The following is a 15,714-nucleotide window of genomic DNA, read 5'->3' as shown; positions in this document are numbered from 1 at the left end:
AAAAGAAATAATACTTCTAGTTTGATTAGAAGAAGAGATCATTTTGAAGTTCAAACGATTGAACAAACGGATGCTAATTTAGAACAGTCCGTTGATCCCGTTGATGTTTACGGTTTTAATGATCTCTTTCTCTTGCTCGGTTTCGGCCACTTTCCAGGTAACTCCGGTCGGAGTGGAAAGAAGACTTCTTCCAATTTTCTTTTTACCGAAAGGAAGACCGTAACCGGAGGAACGGATGAGGAAGATCCCATACTTAGAGGAAAGATCCGCATAATTTTTGAGATCTTGAGAGTAATCCGTACCGTTATCCGAAACCGAATCTAAATGAAATGCAAGATTGATCTTTTCGGATTTTAGCTTTTCTAATCTGGTATTATTTTGGATCTCTTTTCCGGCAAAGATCCCGAATCTAAATCCGCCTAAGATCAGAGAATCCTCTCCTGAACCAGGAATCGCGGGAGAATCTTCCGAAGATAATTCCTTCACATCGTACCAATCTACCAATACTACGTTTTGAATGATCGGAATAGAAAATCTTAATTTACCTTCTTCATCCCTGCGGAACATTCCTCCGCCAAAAATAGCTCCCTTATAAACTTCCGAGATCGCAAAAATCTCATCTAAAAATGTTTTTGCTCTAGACGCTAAAGATTCCGGAGAACCATGTCCTCCTCCCGGGAAATAAAGAGGGAGGATCAAAAAATCAGATTTCTCTTTAGAAAGTTTAGATCTTTGTTCCGGAGAAACTGGTTGAGATAAGTCCTTTTGGAAAAGGGTAATTTTAACTGATGTCACTCGTTACCTGCGACTTAGAATTTAATCGGAAAGTATCGACGGGTCTACGCCGAAATTTTCATCTTCTGCGCTGGACTCGGTTCCGGGCTCCAAAAGTTCTCCTTCGGGAGCGCTACTTGCAACCTTAATCCCGAATTCTTTCTCCATTTCTTCTGCGGATAATTCCGGAACTCCTCCGAATAGATCACCGCTTTCGAGACGCTCCGAGAATGCGAGAGCAAAACAATAAGATTCCATAATACATTGTTTTATAGGTTTCTTATTCAATCTCTTTTTGGATTCCATCAAGTCGAAAGTCATCAAAGTTTCCATATTGGTGACGATCTCTTTTTTGCCCTTCATATCGGCGATCAATTTGGAAAGAAGTTCCGCACCCTTTTGGAGAAAATCCTTAGCGGTAACTCTAACGTTACGCGATTGTTGGCTTCTTTTTGTTTCCAGGGCGGAGGTTTTTTTGGATGCTTCGATATAATTTGCACCCGGATTTTTCAGGTGGCTTTCAAGTTCTTTATAATATTGGTCGTAGATCCTAAATTGTTCGTGGATGGCTCTGGTAGTCTCGTAAAGATCGATCAGTTTTTCGCGATAATCCATTTTGGATCCGCCTACGATCGTAGGTTTCAGATCGATCTTCTTCGTAGTCATTACGAAAGAATATTCTTCATCGAATTCTTTGAAAAATAACCAAGTGAGTAGGGCCTTGTCTCCTGCAGGGATCAGATCATGTTCTCCTCTTGGATCATGACGTTTTCTTAATTGTTCTAGAGGAATAGATCTCATCAATTTGAGACCGTATTTGAGCTCTTTGCTTAAGCCCTCTTCCGGATCCACAGGTTTTTCTTCCGGAGTTTCTTCGGTGTCCTCTTCTTCTATATGGGCGCCGCCGGAGATTTCGTCTAACTCTTCGCCCTGCTTTCTTTGGCCGAGTTTTTCTTCCGGAAGGATCCCCAGAACATTTTCCATATAAGTGCTGAGAAGGGGAATATTCTTGTTCTCGCTCCTTAGAACTGCAAGATACAATTTATCGAAAATAGTTCCATAAAGTACATCGAACTCTTGAAGGGCTCTCTTTCGTTTCGTGTTATAAACGGAAGCAGGCTTTCCTTCCAGTTTTTCCAGAGCCTGATAACCCAAGGAGACGGCTTTTACGTAAGATCCTTGGAATGGATACATGTAATATAGCTTTTTGAAAATAGAATAGATCGGCTGTCTTACTCTTGAGATCGAAATAGGAAGATCGGGCGCTGCGTTATGCCCTTCTAGAAGCTGGTTTAATTCCACATTATCGTAAACTTTATGCATTCTTCCTAAAAGTTCGATATACAGAGGATTTTGAGTATCCAATTCTTTTGCGATCTTAGCGGCGTAAGCAGGATTACCCAAAAGATCGTTGCCTACAAAATTCATCTCTAGAAGCGCTTTTTTACCCGCGATATTCAATTCAGACATGAACGCAGGTAATAGATCGCTGGAAGAAAAAGACGTTACGCGAGAGATCCAACATTTGAAGCGGACAGCCATTTTGTTGAAAAAATTTCCCATCTCGTCTTCCAAAGCTTTTCGATCCATAAATTGGTTCGGCTTTGGAGCGGCCTGCTTTGTAGGAACTTTATTAGATCTTGACGATTGATTTTGTCTAGGGTCTCTTCCTCCGGCTTGGCTTCTATCGCCCTGGCGAATTTGAGGTTGCTCTTTCTGTTTACGAAGAGCTTCTTCCCTTTTTTTATCCTTGTCGGAGACGACCTTTCCACCGGCGGACTGGAACTTGTCGAACATTTCCCGCCTGGCTTTGTCGTCTAGGTTATTAGCACCGATACTTTTTCTGGTTTTATCGAATTCGGACATGCACTGGATCCCTTGGAAACCGCTCTGATTGTATCTTGGCTTTCTGGCGAAATAAATCAACAAAGATACTTATTTCTTGACATACTTCGAATTCCCGGGCCTGTTATTTTCCCATGATTCTTAAAAGTCTCTCCCGAGAAAATCACCTGGTACTTTCGGTCCAGGAGGATATCTTGATGGATAATTCCCGGGACTTTTATCTGGAATTCGAGGAAAGTGTACGGGAAGGATATCCTCCCGTAGTCAGTTTCCATTTGGGCCTTGTAAAATTTATAGACTCCTCTGGGATCGGGATCATTATCAAAGTCCGAAACCAAATCCGGGATCATCGAGGCACAGTAAATATATTCGGTCTAAATAAGTCCCTACATTCTGTTTTTAGGCTTTCCGGTCTAGATAGAATTGTAAATCTGTACACGATCGAAGAATTTCTGGAGAAATACCCCGACTTTCGGGAATTTCTGGCAGTAGAATGAACCGGAAACTCTTCTAAAAAGTTCCAACAAATAGATGAATCTATCCGGCAAGAGTCCTGTAATGAGTTTTTCAATCCTTGATCTTATAAAGGGGAGAATGGTCCGAATCTCCTTAGTGCTTCTAACAACGATTAGTTTTTCGGGATGTTATCCTTATTTCTTTAAGGATAGAATGTTCCGTTCGGAAGGAATGGGATTCTTTACGATCGATATCTCGGACCTTTCCGATTTTGATAAGGTCTTAAAAAACTCTTCTGCGCTGGAACATCCGGTCCAATTGGATCAGGCAAAAATAAAGGATTATTTTGGAAATTTAAGATATTCTAAACGTTCTTCCGTTGGGTATTTCTCGGATTTCGTTTTTTCCGATCATGAATTGGATCTGCTTGCGAGAGATCTTCCTTTCGCTCTTAAGAACCTTCCAAAAGATAAATTACTTCTGATCATTTCCAAGTATGATGATACACAATCGGTTATTTCATTCGATGAGGTTACCAGTTGTATCCTTTGGGTAGGAGAAGGAAGGATCAATCTATTATTCGGTCGTATCAAAAGGGAGCTTGTGGACAGAGATGCTGCTCTTGATTTTGATCGTTGGACAAGGATAGAAAAGATCCGTCTGACTCACGGCTCTGATGGGACCGAGATTTCGGAAGGGGAGAATGTGGATTTTGGCCAGGTAGATGGACTTCCTCTTCGCAAATGGGTCGTTTTCGATATGAAAAACCCAAGTAAATATAAGTTCCTTCCTAGAAAACAATACCAGCCGGTCAAACTTACAGACGAGAACGATCGCCCTTAATTCAAAACGAATATTACAAATAGTAAATATTCCATGGAGAAACCTCGCGAATAAGCGGGGTTTTTTATTTTCTACCGAAAGATTTGAAAGGTCTTTCGGATCCTAATTAAAGACTTGAAGCCTTGTCCTGCCTTTTCAGAATTCCGGTATGAGCTCAGAATCCTGCTGTTTGAATCCTAATATAGAAGATCCTAAAGACCTGATTTCTTTCGAATACATTAATCCTGAAATTTTAGAGCTGATACAGAAAGACCCTAGATTTAGAAAAGATAGTAAAATGATCTCACTCGGAGAGCTGAATCTTGCAACGATGAAGTATATCCAGAGTATGATCCAAAAAGAAACTTCCGAATTAACTTCATTGGAAGAGGAAGTGAAGAACAGTTTGGAAAATCAGGAATTGATCTCGGAAGATATCAACCAAACTTTCCAATCAGGACTTACATTCGGACAAAGGATCGCAGATAAGGTAGCGGATTTCGGGGGAAGTTGGACATTCATTATCCTCTTCGGGTCCGGAATGGCTTTATGGATCGGTTTGAATGTGATCTCTTCCATTTGGAAATTTGATCCTTATCCATTTATTCTTCTGAACTTATTATTATCCACATTGGCTGCGATCCAAGCTCCCATTATTATGATGAGCCAGAATAGACAGGAAGCAAAGGACAGAGCTCGTTCCGAAATGGATTATAAGATCAACTTAAAGGCAGAGTTGGAGATCCGACATCTTCATGAAAAAATAGATCATATTCTCAAAAACCAATGGAGAAGGTTGACTGAGATCCAACAAATCCAAATGCAGATGATGCAGATCTTAGGAAATCGGAAGTAGGTATTTCTATTTTAATCGAAAAAATTTAAATAAAGATCATATTGTTTAGTCCCATAGAAAGATCTTTTCTTTTTAAGATTGGAAATTATTTTTTACAATCCGACGTATGATCCTATTCATTCTCTTCCTTATCGTTTCCTTTTTATCCCATTTCGTTTTAGCGAAAATTTTATACATTGCAGGATGGTTTCGTTTGCCGGAGGGAGAGGGTGTAAAAGATATCCGGTTACTTTCTCCGGAAGATATTTCCATTCTCGCAAATGAAAATCCACATCAGGTCATTCTGTATCAAATGATCCGAGATGAAAAGATCCAATTTGAACGGATCGGAAAGGAAGAAGATTCTACAAGACTGGAGCTACTTGTTCCGAGAGAACGATTGTCTAATGCTGAAAGAGCCTGGATTGATCAATGTTTGATCGAAGATCGTGATAGTATTACAGGCAAAGAGCTTCACTCATATTATTCCGAAAAAAACAAAGACTTCTCTTTTCGATCTTCTGTTGTAACTCCGTTTCAAGATGATTTTTATTCCAAAAATCCCAGTTATGAACCTTCAGAGATCAATTTCGGTTCTATTTTACTTTTTCTGTCTTCCTTCGGATTTACTTGTTTTGTATGTTATTCGATCTTTCCGATTTTTTATTCTTGGGGACTTCATCGAGAGATGGATTCGGAAGAATGGGATGTATACGACATGCTGATCGCACTCGGATTTTTACAATTGATGATTGGATTTTTCGCCTCCAAAAGAAATTCGGGACTTTATTTCTTTAGAAAGTATAATAGATCAGGATATATCGTGGATTGGTTTTTATCCAATGTTCCGGTCTTCTTTCTTGTGATCTTCTCAAGTCTACAGAATGGTGTGATCCGTTTAAGGATCTCGGATTATATATTATTTTTATTGAATGGGATCTTATTCTCTTTGGCCTGGGGGCCTTTGGCGTATTCGGGACGCTGGAAAAAGATAAAACCGATACTCGTTTTAAGAAAAGAGAAAGAGGCTTTTTTAAGGTCCAAAGATTCTTTCTTCAGATCGGAACTGGACGATTTAGTTCCGGAATTCTATTCTATAGGAATGCAAAGAGAAATTTGGGAATTGGACCAAAGCGATTATTTTGAAGAGATCTGGGATAAGATAGAATCATTTCAGTCCGAGTCCGAATTTACGGTTTCTTCGGACTGAAATTTTTTTAGGAACTTAAATCGCCGCAGCGCAACGTTTACAGAGACCGTCTTTTCTTTCTTCCGCAGGATGTCTCCAGCAACGAGGGCATTCTTCTTCTTTAGGTTTTACTACTCTAACAAAGAAATGATCGTCTGAATATTCGGACAAAAGTTCACGATCCGTTTTATCGAATCCAACTTGCGAAACAGTAAATATCAGTTCCAAACCTTCTACCGAAAAATCTCCTTGGATCTTCTTCTCATTTGTAGAAGAGATCTCTACTGCGGCTTCCAAGGACTTTCCTAACTTTCCGGCTTGTCTTGCAAGTTCCAAAGACTTATGCACTGTTTCTCTCGCTAATAATGCGTTTTCAAACTTAGTTTCTAGGTCTTTGTTTCTGTAGGAAGAAAGGTCCGGAAATTCTTCCGTAAATACGGATTCTTTTTTGCCGTTCTCTTTCCAAACTTCTTCAGAGGTGAAACTTAAGATAGGAGCGGAGAAGATACAAAGAGTTTCCAACACGATCTGCAATGCTGTGCTAGAAGATCTTCTGGTTTTAGAATCTCTACGATCACAGTACATTCTATCCCGGATCATTTCGAAATAATCCTGGGACAAGGTTACGGTGCAGAATAGGAGGAGTTTCTGATATACTTGGTGGAACTGGTAATTTTCGTAATGGTTTTTTAACTCTTCTGCAAGTTGTGCGAGTTTAGACAGATAGTATTTATCTACCTCTTCCAATTCGGAAGCTGCTACATTTTGATCGGAAGAATGTCCCGCAAGATTTCCAAGAAGATATCTGAATGTATTTCTGATCTTTCTATAATTATCAGCGATGATCTTAAGTCCGTCTTTTCCGACTCGAACATCATCCCTGAAATCCTGGGAGCTTACCCAAAGTCTTAGAATATCCGCACCATATACATTGATGATATCCGTCGTAGGATCGATCCCGTTCCCAAGGGATTTGGACATCGCTCTTCCTTGCTCATCCAATACGTAACCATGAGTTAGTACGGATTTATAAGGAGGAATTCCGCGTAATGCCATAGAAGGCCAAAGGCTGGATTGAAACCAACCTCTATGTTGGTCCGAACCTTCCAAATAAAGATCTGCAGGAGGTTCATTGCCTCTGTCTTTTAAAACCGCAAAATTAGAAACCCCTGAGTCGAACCAAACGTCCAGGATGTCTTTGCCTTTTCTGAAAGAAGAGGATCCACATTTGGAACATTTTGTATCAGAAGGTAATAATGTTTCTGCAGGCTCGCTATACCAGATCTCTATCCCTTTTGTTCTGACTAGATCAGTGAAGAATTTTACGGATTTTGCATCTAGATGTGTTTCATTACAATTTTCGCAAGTAAATGCTGGGATCGGAACTCCCCAATTCCTTTGTCTGGAAAGACACCAGTCAGGTCTTGTTTCCACCATGGATCGGATCCTGGAGATACCCCAGTTCGGGATCCAGCTTACCTTATCGATTGCCTCTAAAGATTTTTCCCTTAATTCTTTATAATCAATTTGGAAAAACCATTGTGGAGTCGCTCTGAAGATCAGTGGTTTTTTACTTCTCCAACTATGAGGATAACTATGTTCGAACTCTGAGTAATGGACTAATAGATTTTTTTCTCTTAAGAGTTCAACGATCTTAGGGTTCGCATCCCAAACCTTGATCCCTTTCATCATCGGAAATTCATCCGTATATCTACCGTAATCATCTACAGGAGAATATGGTTCCAATCCTGCAGCCAAACCTACTTTATAGTCGTCTTGACCGTGACCAGGTGCAGTATGGACGGCTCCTGTTCCTGCATCCAGAGTAACATGTTCTCCGAATAAAGGAATGGAGTCTTGGTCCAAGAAAGGATGTCGGAACAACATCTTAGCAAGGGACTCTTTAGATACAGATTCCTTTTTGGTAAGTTGAATTTCTGCAGCTTTTTCCACCGCTTCTTTTAATCCGTCCGCGATCAGTAACTCGTCTCCGCTAGGAGTAGAATAGAATGAATAAGAGAATTTTGGATTAAAGCTGATCGCTAGGTTAGCAGGAAGTGTCCAAGGAGTTGTCGTCCAGATCAGACAGTATTTCCCTTCCTGTCCTTTTACAGGGAATTTTACATAAATAGAAGGAGATTTATGAGGATAGTATTCGATTTCCGCTTCTGCGTGTGCAGTCGCCAGTTCGATACACCAATAAACAGGTTTTTTTCCCCGATATACATAACCTTTTTCGAATAGATCTCCGAAAACTTCCACGATCTTCGCTTCGAAGTCCGGGCTCATGGTCTTGTAAATTTTTCCTTCTTCCCAAAAACAAAGGAAGCGGGAAAGATCCTGGCCTTGTTTTCCTACGAATTGTTCTGCGTATTCTCTACAAAGTTTTCTTAATTCTTCGGGACCGATCTCTCTCGCTTTTTTCCCCAAGTTTTTGAGGACCTGTACTTCGATCGGAAGTCCATGACAATCCCAGCCAGGGATCATATCAGTATAATAGCCTGCAAAAAATTTGGACTTAACGATCATATCCTTTAGGATCTTATTTAAAGCATGCCCTGTATGAAAGTTACCGTTTGCGTATGGAGGCCCGTCATGAAGGATAAATTCAGGACGACCTTTTCTTTTTTCCTGCATCTTACGCAGGATCTTATCCGAATGCCAGGTTTTGATCTGATCCGGTTCTCTCGTGGAGAGCCCCGCTTTCATAGGAAAGTCTGTCTGAGGGAGTATTACGGTATTTGAATATGGATTCTTCTTATCTTCTTCTTTCATAATGGATTAAAATTCTATCTTCACTTTTGGGAGAAGTTTTCTTGCGGATTCTATCTGAGAAGGTTTTAGCCCTGTTTCTTTCAGGATCAATAGTCTAAGTTTAGGGTGAGTCGCTAAAAATCCTAAATTTTTAGGAAAGGATGCGATCTTTCTGTTTCTCGCTAGATCCAATATTTCCAATTTCTGAAATCCCATTAGGATATCTACATCTGATTCTTTGAGCTCTATTTTATTTGAATCCAAATAAATGGCTTCTATCGGAGTTCCGGTTAACTCTGAAGGTATATTTTCGAAATCGTTGTTTCCTGCGAAGAAAAATCTAAGTTTGGAAAGTTTAGATATTGAAGCGGGAAGTTTTTCTATATCATTCCCGTATATATTCAAATGTTCTAAATTACTCCAGTCTCCTGAGTTTTCAGGTAAGGAAGTAAGCTCGTTCATTCTTAGATCCAACCATTTCAGATTTGGAAAATTGAAAAGTGTTGGGGGGATCGTTCCAAGTTTTCCTAAGCCCAGATCTAGTTTTTCAATGCTGGACGGATTGCGAGAAGCCGTTTCCAAAACCTCGGAAGCAGGTTTTCTGCAATGTGAAAATACGAAGACTAATAATGAAAATGCGAGAAGGTGTCCGAATTTTTGAAAAGTTCTCATCTAAATACCTCTTCTAAACCGGATTCATAAACCGATCTTAATTGTTCTAAACCGATTGAAATTCCGTAATCTTCTACGATCAGTTTTGGTTCGGATTCTACTGTTCCTACTGAGATCAGATCTAATCCTTTGTCCTTTACTAATTTGGCGATACTGTCTTCGTCACCTTTTTCGTATCCGATTAGAACTGAGGTCGCAGTCTCTCCGAAAAGAGTAAGATCGTTCCTGGTTTGTTTTAACCCTTTTAGGTTTGCTTTGATCCCAAGCCCTGATAACAAAACAATTTTTGCTAATGAGATCGAGATGCCGCCTAAAGAAAGGTCTTTGGCAAAGGAAAGTTTTCCTCCTTTTCTAAGAGACACTAATAATTCTAATAAAGACTTTTCATCCGCAAGTTCGAATTGAGGAATTTTCCCTTGTACTGTTTTGGAAAAAGTTTTTTGATATTCACTTCCTCCAAGGCTGGGTTTGAATTTTCCGATCAATGCTAAGGATAGTCCTGCTTTTTTAGGAAAATGCCAAATTGCTTCTTTCCTTTTATCCAAGATCCCGACCATACCTATGGTAGGAGTAGGGAAGATCGGACCTTCCGGAGATTCATTATAGAAGGATACATTCCCCCCTGTAACAGGAAGTCCTAAAAATCTGCAAGCATCTCCCATTCCTCTTACACATTCAGAAAACATATAATAGTTTTCCGGAATATACGGATTTGCAAAATTCAGGTTGTTTGTGACCCCTAAAGGCTCAGCGCCGGTAACTGCAACGTTTCTTGCGGCTTCACAAACGGCAAGAGCAGCTCCCCAATAAGGATCCAGATATGTGAATCTGGAATTGCAATCAGTTGCGGTAGCTAAGGCCATATCCGTTTCAGGAATTGCGGAGAGGCCTCCGTCAGCGCCGGGGCCGATCAGTTTTACTAAACCTACTTCAGTATCGTATTGTTCTATGATTGGTTTACGCGAGGAGATATTCCAAGAACCTAAAAGTTTTAGAAGTTTTTCCGTAGCGGAACTTTCTGAAATATCGCCGGTAGATTCAGGTGTCCAAGAAGAAACCTGATCCAAGTAAGCTGGACGTTTCGTTTCTCTTACGTATCTTGGAGCTCCTCCTCCTAATACCAATGTATCAGCCGGGATCTTTGCTTTTAGTTTTCCATCTTTATAAACTTCTAATAAACCGGTATCGGTCACTTCTCCGATCTGGACTGCGTTTAGATTCCATTTTTTGAATATAGCTACGAGTTCTTCCTCTTTTCCCTTTTGTGGGATTACCAACATTCTCTCTTGGCTTTCGGATAACATCGCTTCATAAGCATTCATTTCGGTTTCTCGGAAAGGGACCAGATCTAAATTGATCTTCATTCCGGACTTACCTTTGGCGCTCATCTCTGAAGTTGCACAAGAAATTCCGGCTGCTCCCATATCCTGGATCCCGATCAAAAGTTTTTTCTGGATCGCTTCTAAAGAAGCTTCCATTAACAACTTCTCCATGAACGGGTCGCCTACTTGAACTGCAGAACGTTTAGATTCGGATTCTTTTGTAAGATCTTTGGATGCAAAGGAAGCTCCGTGAATTCCGTCCCTTCCTGTAGTAGATCCTACGATAAATACAGCGTTACCTACTTTTCCTCCGGTAGTTGCGCTTGCCATTTGATCGTGTCGAACGATTCCGACCGTCATTGCATTTACTAAAGGGTTTTTGGAAAAACATTCATCTATAAATAATTCTCCGCCGGAGACTGCTATTCCTAAGGAGTTCCCATAATCTCCGATCCCTTTTACCGCTCTGGATAATAGATATTTATTTCTGGGTTCGTCAGGATTTCCGAATCTTAGAGAATTTAATGAAACGATCGGTCTTGCACCCATCGTGAATATATCTCTCATGATCCCACCCACACCTGTTGCTGCTCCTTGGTAAGGTTCTACTGCGGTAGGGTGATTATGGCTTTCGATCTTGAAAACAACTGCGAGTCCTTGGCCAATATCCATGGCCCCGGCATTCTCTTCGCCCGCTTGGGCCAAAAGTTTGTCCGATTTTGTAGGAAGAGTTTTTAATTGTAGGATAGAATTTTTATAAGAGCAATGTTCTGACCACATTGCAGAGAAAATCCCTAGTTCAGTAGAGTTAGGAACTCTTCCTAGGATTTCCTGGATTTTGCTAAATTCTTCTGAGGTAAGACCGTGTTCGAGAGCGTCTTGGAGGGAGACGGATTCTTTTTCCATTAGGGACCAGTTTTTCGGGCTTGGCCCCCACTGAAAACTATTTTAGGGCAAAGATTCCACTTCGGTTCCGGATTCTATCCTACATTATCGCCTGTAAGATTGGGACCTGGAACTTGAAGTTTCTAAGGTCTTTATTTAAAGCAGTTTATATAAGGCTATATAGAAAGGGACCGCCCCAAATACAGATGCCACAATCCATTTGGTCTGGGTCTGCACAGATTCCTGGACCTGAAAGATCGCCTTGTAAACATCCTTAAACTGTTCTTGAACTCCTCCGAAACCGGCATGCATCTCCGCTCTTAACTCTGCGATTTCCACTCTAAGTTTTCCGGTTTCCTCGGCCAATCTTCGTTCATATTTTTCCGTTGAAAGTTCGATCATTGTCTTATTTCCAAATCGTTGTGAATCCTGAATGAATTCTATTAACGCATCCGATACTTCGTCGCCTAAGGCATCTCGCAGTATTTTTGATGGTTTCGGAACCAATTCTAAGCCCATTGTATTCTCCTTTCGAAGCCTTTGCAACCGCTTCTTCCCTTTTCAGGTCAGGATCTTTCCAATCTGCTTACGTTTTTTTTACTATTCCTTTCGCTTTTTTATCGAACCAATTTATATTATGAATTTAGAATCCAGATTCCGCGTTCTTTTTCTATTTTTTATTATTGCATTTGTAATTGCCGGAAAGGCAGAAAGGGCAGTTAACTTTAATATCGTATTTATTTAAAGTGATTAGCGGGAAGAAGAAGGGTAAAAACCCTTCCTATTCAGATGCTATGATAACCTCTGCGATAATATAGAAGTGGTCTTTTGGAATTTTCGGAAGTCGCGAATATGACCCTTCCGATAACGATCGTATGATCTCCTCCATCCACTTGTTTTTCCAATTCGCATTCGATCCTTGCCAAGGCTCCATTTAAATAAGGAACTCCATTATGACCTAGATCGCATGCAAGTTTTTGGATCAATTCGTGTTTATCAATTTTTCCGGATGCAAATTGGTTGGATAATTCTTCCTGATCGGAAGCTAAAATATTCACAGTAAATAATCCGGAAGCAAGTAAAGGATCATGACTTGTAATTTGTTTTTGGATACTAAAAAGCACCAAAGGAGGATCCATAGAAAGGGCACTAAAACTACTTACAGTTAAACCTCCCGCTCTTGTTGTATCCGAAAAAGTCACAACCGTTACTCCGGATGCAAAATGAGAAAGAGAATTTTTAAATTCGTCCGTACTGAATGACATAGGAAAATAGATCCTTTTTTCATCCGGATTTGTAAAGTGGAATTGGCGTAAAATTTTTTACGCCTAATAAAAAACAAAAACTACTTCAAGTAGACTTTAAGATTTTTTTATGTCCGCCCAGGGGCGTTCTTTTTCCAATTGCCCCGCCAATCTGAACAAAATATCTTCTCTTCCTCTTTTAGAAGTGAATAACATTCCGATTGGAAGACCCAAAGTTGTTTTGGAAAGTGGAACGGACATAGAAGGTTGACCTGTAAGATTTGCAAGTTGAGTGAATGGAGTTCTAGAAAGGTTTTTTTCTACGAGTTGATCCACCATTCCGCTTGCTAAAAGAAGTTTTCCGGTCCCGATCCTACCGATAATCTGCATTGCAATTTCTTCATACAACTTCGGTGCAAGTTCTCCTATTTTAGCAGGAGGTTCCGCAGTAGTAGGGGTCAGATAAAGATCGTAGGATTCCAGGAATGTTTCTGAAATATACGCTGCTTCGTCCCAATAACGGATCGCAGAAACAAAATCTCCGGCTGAGATCGATCTTCCAAGTAATCCAAGGATCCAACTTGTAGATTCCACATCTCCCATTCTAGCTTTTCTTCCCAGCACTTTGTCTAAGCGGCTGATCTCGGAAGCAACTTCTCCAAAATACATTGTGACGTATGATTTAGCTAAACGTTTTCCATCGATTGTGGGAGTTGCTTCTTCTAATTTATGGCCTAAGGATCGTAGAAGTTTTACTGTATCGTGTAATGCTTCTATATGATCCTGATTGACCGGTGTTCCGATAGGAGAAGTGAATGAATAAGCGATCTTTAATTTACCTGGAGATTTTTTCGCTTCGGAGAGGTAAGACGTTTTACTTTTTTCTAATGAAAATGCTTCTTCTATTCCTACACCCGAGATCAGATCTAAAACTGCAGCACTATCTCGGACGGATTTTGTAAGAACATGATCTTGAGAAGCTCCCTGCCAGACTCTTCCGTAAGGACGAACCGGGACTCTTCCTCTACTCGGTTTTAATCCGAACAGGCCACAATATGCAGCCGGGATACGAATGGATCCTCCTCCATCCGAGCCGGTTGCTATCGTGCTCATCCCAGAAGCAACCGCAGCTCCTGAACCTCCGCTAGAACCTCCTGGAGTTCTTTCCGGATCCCAAGGGTTTCGGGTAGGTCCATGAAACTTCGGCTCAGTAATTCCCATTAGAGCAAATTCTGGTACGTTTGTAGTACCGATAAATAGAAAGCCTGCCTTCCTTAGTCTAGAAACAAATACGCTGTCATCAGGAGCCGAGTAGTTTCGATATGCCTTGGATCCTGCGGTGATCTTCTGTCCCTTTACATGATGTAATAAATCCTTAATAAGAAGGGGAACTCCGTAGAAGGATCCCTTAGGTACCTTACCTGATTTTAGCTCTTCTCTCGCTTTCTCTATCGTGTTTAAAACGACTGCATTCAATTCCGGATTGAATCTTTCGATCTTTGCTTCAGAAAAATCTAATAATTCCTTAGGTTGTACCTTTTTTTTACGAATTAATTCCGAAAGACCGATGGTATCATAAGAATCGAAAGGGAATTTGTCAGTAGCCATAGTATTTCCGCCGGAGAAGTGTTTTAGTGGTTTAGGACTCGGTCGAATTGAAGTAAATCCCGGGTCAAATTCGATTTCATTTGGGAACCATTCCCTGATTAAACCGCTCTAAGGGAGAGAGGCATAAATCCTCTGCTCTGATGGTCAAGGATATTCCCCCGCTATTGGGAATTTTCATTTATAGAATCGGAGCCAAAATCAGGATGGGCTATATCGGTGCTTGGAATCATGGAATTATTGGAAAAATACAGCAAACTTAGAAGAGAAACTTGGGCGGTCCTGGTCTTCGTCTTCAGTTTGGCGATCGAGGCCAACACGGAACTCGATAGGCAATTCCTTACTTCCGTGAAAGAGGGCGATCTTAAGAAGGTGGAATTATTACTATCTCAAGGGGCAACCGTAGACGCAAAAGACGATGAGGGTCGCACTGCGATCATGCTCGCTCAGGGTGAGGATGTAGTGGAATTTCTCATCAAGCATGGAGCGAATATAAATGCCCAGGATGTGGATGGGAATTCCGTTCTATTCTATCGTTTATTACCCATACTAAAAGTAAAAATACCGGATATGGACGATTTGGCCGAAGCCAAAAGATTGATCGAGTCCGGAGCCCTTGTGGAATACACTGCAAGAAAGGGAGAAGATCAAAAACCTGTCTCTCTTTTGAATATGGCGATCCGTAACCAAAGCCTTGCCTTGGTAAAATTTTTGATCGAGAACGGTGCCAACGCAAACCATGATCCGGGTGGGGTGGAAGAATATCCTTTATTCTTAGCAGTTGGTGGAGCTTCTTCTCCTGCGAGTCTTGCAATCACAGAATATTTACTAGCGAATGGTTCCAAGGCAGTATTTACTAGCAGATTGAAGGATGCCTATACTCCTGCAGGCAGTCACCAAATCGGTGCTAGAAACGCATTCCATTATGCTACTGAAAGTAAACAAATCGATCCTAAAATTTTAGATGTTTTAGCGAAAGCCGGAACGAACTTAAATCATAGGGACGCGGAAGGGAAAACTCCCTTGATGGAAGCGATCGAAAGAAAAAATATCCAGGCTTCTCAAAAATTGATCCAACTAGGCGCGGACCTTTCTCTCTCGGATAACCAGGGTAAGACGGCGTTAGATCTGGCAAAAGAATTTCATCTTGATGAAATAGAACGAATTTTGACAGAAAAACTTTCCTCTAAGCTTCAGTAAGACAAATTCCTTTAGTATACAGTTTTTATAGTATACCGAATTAAATTTTCAGTATACGATCTTTTTTCCAATCTGCACTAACAATTGTAAGGTTGTCATGGAGATGCGTCG

13 protein-coding genes are annotated in these 15,714 nt (G+C 40.7%); 5 read left to right on the top strand and 8 right to left on the bottom strand.

Annotated features, from left to right (window positions below; genetic code table 11):
• Positions 1-78: 78 nt before the first annotated feature.
• Both EHQ64_RS10680 and EHQ64_RS10675 read right to left on the bottom strand, forming a co-directional pair.
• A complete protein-coding gene (locus tag EHQ64_RS10680; protein ID WP_135649478.1) occupies positions 79-795 on the bottom strand; it encodes an amidohydrolase in 717 nt (238 codons plus the stop codon).
• A 21-nt stretch (positions 796-816) separates the two neighbouring features.
• Positions 817-2,640: a hypothetical protein gene (locus tag EHQ64_RS10675; protein ID WP_135649477.1), complete on the bottom strand. Its 1,824-nt coding sequence runs from the start codon at positions 2,638-2,640 to the stop codon at positions 817-819.
• A 113-nt stretch (positions 2,641-2,753) separates the two neighbouring features.
• Here EHQ64_RS10675 and EHQ64_RS10670 point away from each other — a divergent pair, with 113 nt between their 5' ends.
• The 4 genes from EHQ64_RS10670 to EHQ64_RS10655 all read left to right on the top strand — a co-directional run bounded on the left by EHQ64_RS10670 (position 2,754) and on the right by EHQ64_RS10655 (position 5,942).
• Positions 2,754-3,116: an STAS domain-containing protein gene (locus tag EHQ64_RS10670; RefSeq protein ID WP_135649476.1), complete on the top strand. Its 363-nt coding sequence runs from the start codon at positions 2,754-2,756 to the stop codon at positions 3,114-3,116.
• A 97-nt stretch (positions 3,117-3,213) separates the two neighbouring features.
• Positions 3,214-3,918 (top strand): LA_1326/LA_4305 family lipoprotein, encoded by a 705-nt coding sequence (locus EHQ64_RS10665; RefSeq protein ID WP_246048708.1) that lies wholly within the window; start codon positions 3,214-3,216, stop codon positions 3,916-3,918.
• A gap of 148 nt (positions 3,919-4,066) precedes the next feature.
• Positions 4,067-4,753 carry a DUF1003 domain-containing protein gene (locus EHQ64_RS10660; RefSeq protein WP_135649474.1) on the top strand — a complete coding sequence of 229 codons (687 nt, stop codon included), beginning with the start codon at positions 4,067-4,069 and terminating at the stop codon, positions 4,751-4,753.
• A 106-nt stretch (positions 4,754-4,859) separates the two neighbouring features.
• Positions 4,860-5,942 carry a hypothetical protein gene (locus EHQ64_RS10655; protein ID WP_135649473.1) on the top strand — a complete coding sequence of 361 codons (1,083 nt, stop codon included), beginning with the start codon at positions 4,860-4,862 and terminating at the stop codon, positions 5,940-5,942.
• 15 nt (positions 5,943-5,957) lie between these two features.
• On the opposite strand, the gene ileS is transcribed toward EHQ64_RS10655, so the two are convergent.
• The 6 genes from ileS to EHQ64_RS10625 form a co-directional block, all read right to left on the bottom strand.
• On the bottom strand, positions 5,958-8,696 hold the full coding sequence (gene ileS, locus EHQ64_RS10650) for an isoleucine--tRNA ligase (RefSeq protein ID WP_135649472.1): 2,739 nt from the start codon (positions 8,694-8,696) through the stop codon (positions 5,958-5,960).
• 6 nt (positions 8,697-8,702) lie between these two features.
• Entirely contained in the window at positions 8,703-9,347 is a 645-nt protein-coding gene (locus EHQ64_RS10645; RefSeq protein ID WP_135649471.1) for a leucine-rich repeat domain-containing protein, read from the bottom strand.
• Positions 9,344-11,575, bottom strand: coding sequence for a phosphoribosylformylglycinamidine synthase subunit PurL (gene purL / locus EHQ64_RS10640; protein WP_135649470.1), 2,232 nt, complete (start codon positions 11,573-11,575; stop codon positions 9,344-9,346). The genes EHQ64_RS10645 and purL overlap by 4 nt, the downstream gene beginning before the upstream one ends.
• A gap of 135 nt (positions 11,576-11,710) precedes the next feature.
• Positions 11,711-12,073, bottom strand: a complete 363-nt coding sequence (locus EHQ64_RS10635; RefSeq protein WP_135649469.1) for an LA_3696 family protein — start codon at positions 12,071-12,073, stop codon at positions 11,711-11,713.
• Positions 12,074-12,339: 266 nt separating this feature from the next.
• Positions 12,340-12,819 (bottom strand): flavin reductase family protein, encoded by a 480-nt coding sequence (locus EHQ64_RS10630; RefSeq protein WP_135649468.1) that lies wholly within the window; start codon positions 12,817-12,819, stop codon positions 12,340-12,342.
• A 96-nt stretch (positions 12,820-12,915) separates the two neighbouring features.
• Positions 12,916-14,406: an amidase gene (locus tag EHQ64_RS10625; RefSeq protein ID WP_135649467.1), complete on the bottom strand. Its 1,491-nt coding sequence runs from the start codon at positions 14,404-14,406 to the stop codon at positions 12,916-12,918.
• 228 nt (positions 14,407-14,634) lie between these two features.
• Here EHQ64_RS10625 and EHQ64_RS10620 point away from each other — a divergent pair, with 228 nt between their 5' ends.
• On the top strand, positions 14,635-15,603 hold the full coding sequence (locus EHQ64_RS10620) for an ankyrin repeat domain-containing protein (protein ID WP_135649466.1): 969 nt from the start codon (positions 14,635-14,637) through the stop codon (positions 15,601-15,603).
• Positions 15,604-15,714: the final 111 nt, after the last annotated feature.

The sequence above is a fragment of the Leptospira sarikeiensis genome (genome assembly GCF_004769615.1).
Taxonomy (GTDB): Bacteria; Spirochaetota; Leptospiria; order Leptospirales; family Leptospiraceae; genus Leptospira_B; species Leptospira_B sarikeiensis.
Note: the sequence above shows the minus strand (reverse complement) of the source record. Positions and strands in the feature narration are given on the sequence as shown.

Coding starts and splice junctions, on each gene's coding strand:
- EHQ64_RS10675 (WP_135649477.1), bottom strand. CDS start 2,640: ATGTCCGAATTCGATAAAACCAGAAAAAGTATCGGTGCTAATAACCTA.
- EHQ64_RS10670 (WP_135649476.1), top strand. CDS start 2,754: ATGATTCTTAAAAGTCTCTCCCGAGAAAATCACCTGGTACTTTCGGTC.
- EHQ64_RS10665 (WP_246048708.1), top strand. CDS start 3,214: ATGGTCCGAATCTCCTTAGTGCTTCTAACAACGATTAGTTTTTCGGGA.
- EHQ64_RS10620 (WP_135649466.1), top strand. CDS start 14,635: ATGGAATTATTGGAAAAATACAGCAAACTTAGAAGAGAAACTTGGGCG.
- EHQ64_RS10645 (WP_135649471.1), bottom strand. CDS start 9,347: ATGAGAACTTTTCAAAAATTCGGACACCTTCTCGCATTTTCATTATTA.
- EHQ64_RS10655 (WP_135649473.1), top strand. CDS start 4,860: ATGATCCTATTCATTCTCTTCCTTATCGTTTCCTTTTTATCCCATTTC.
- EHQ64_RS10625 (WP_135649467.1), bottom strand. CDS start 14,406: ATGGCTACTGACAAATTCCCTTTCGATTCTTATGATACCATCGGTCTT.
- EHQ64_RS10635 (WP_135649469.1), bottom strand. CDS start 12,073: ATGGGCTTAGAATTGGTTCCGAAACCATCAAAAATACTGCGAGATGCC.
- ileS (WP_135649472.1), bottom strand. CDS start 8,696: ATGAAAGAAGAAGATAAGAAGAATCCATATTCAAATACCGTAATACTC.
- EHQ64_RS10630 (WP_135649468.1), bottom strand. CDS start 12,819: ATGTCATTCAGTACGGACGAATTTAAAAATTCTCTTTCTCATTTTGCA.
- purL (WP_135649470.1), bottom strand. CDS start 11,575: ATGGAAAAAGAATCCGTCTCCCTCCAAGACGCTCTCGAACACGGTCTT.
- EHQ64_RS10660 (WP_135649474.1), top strand. CDS start 4,067: ATGAGCTCAGAATCCTGCTGTTTGAATCCTAATATAGAAGATCCTAAA.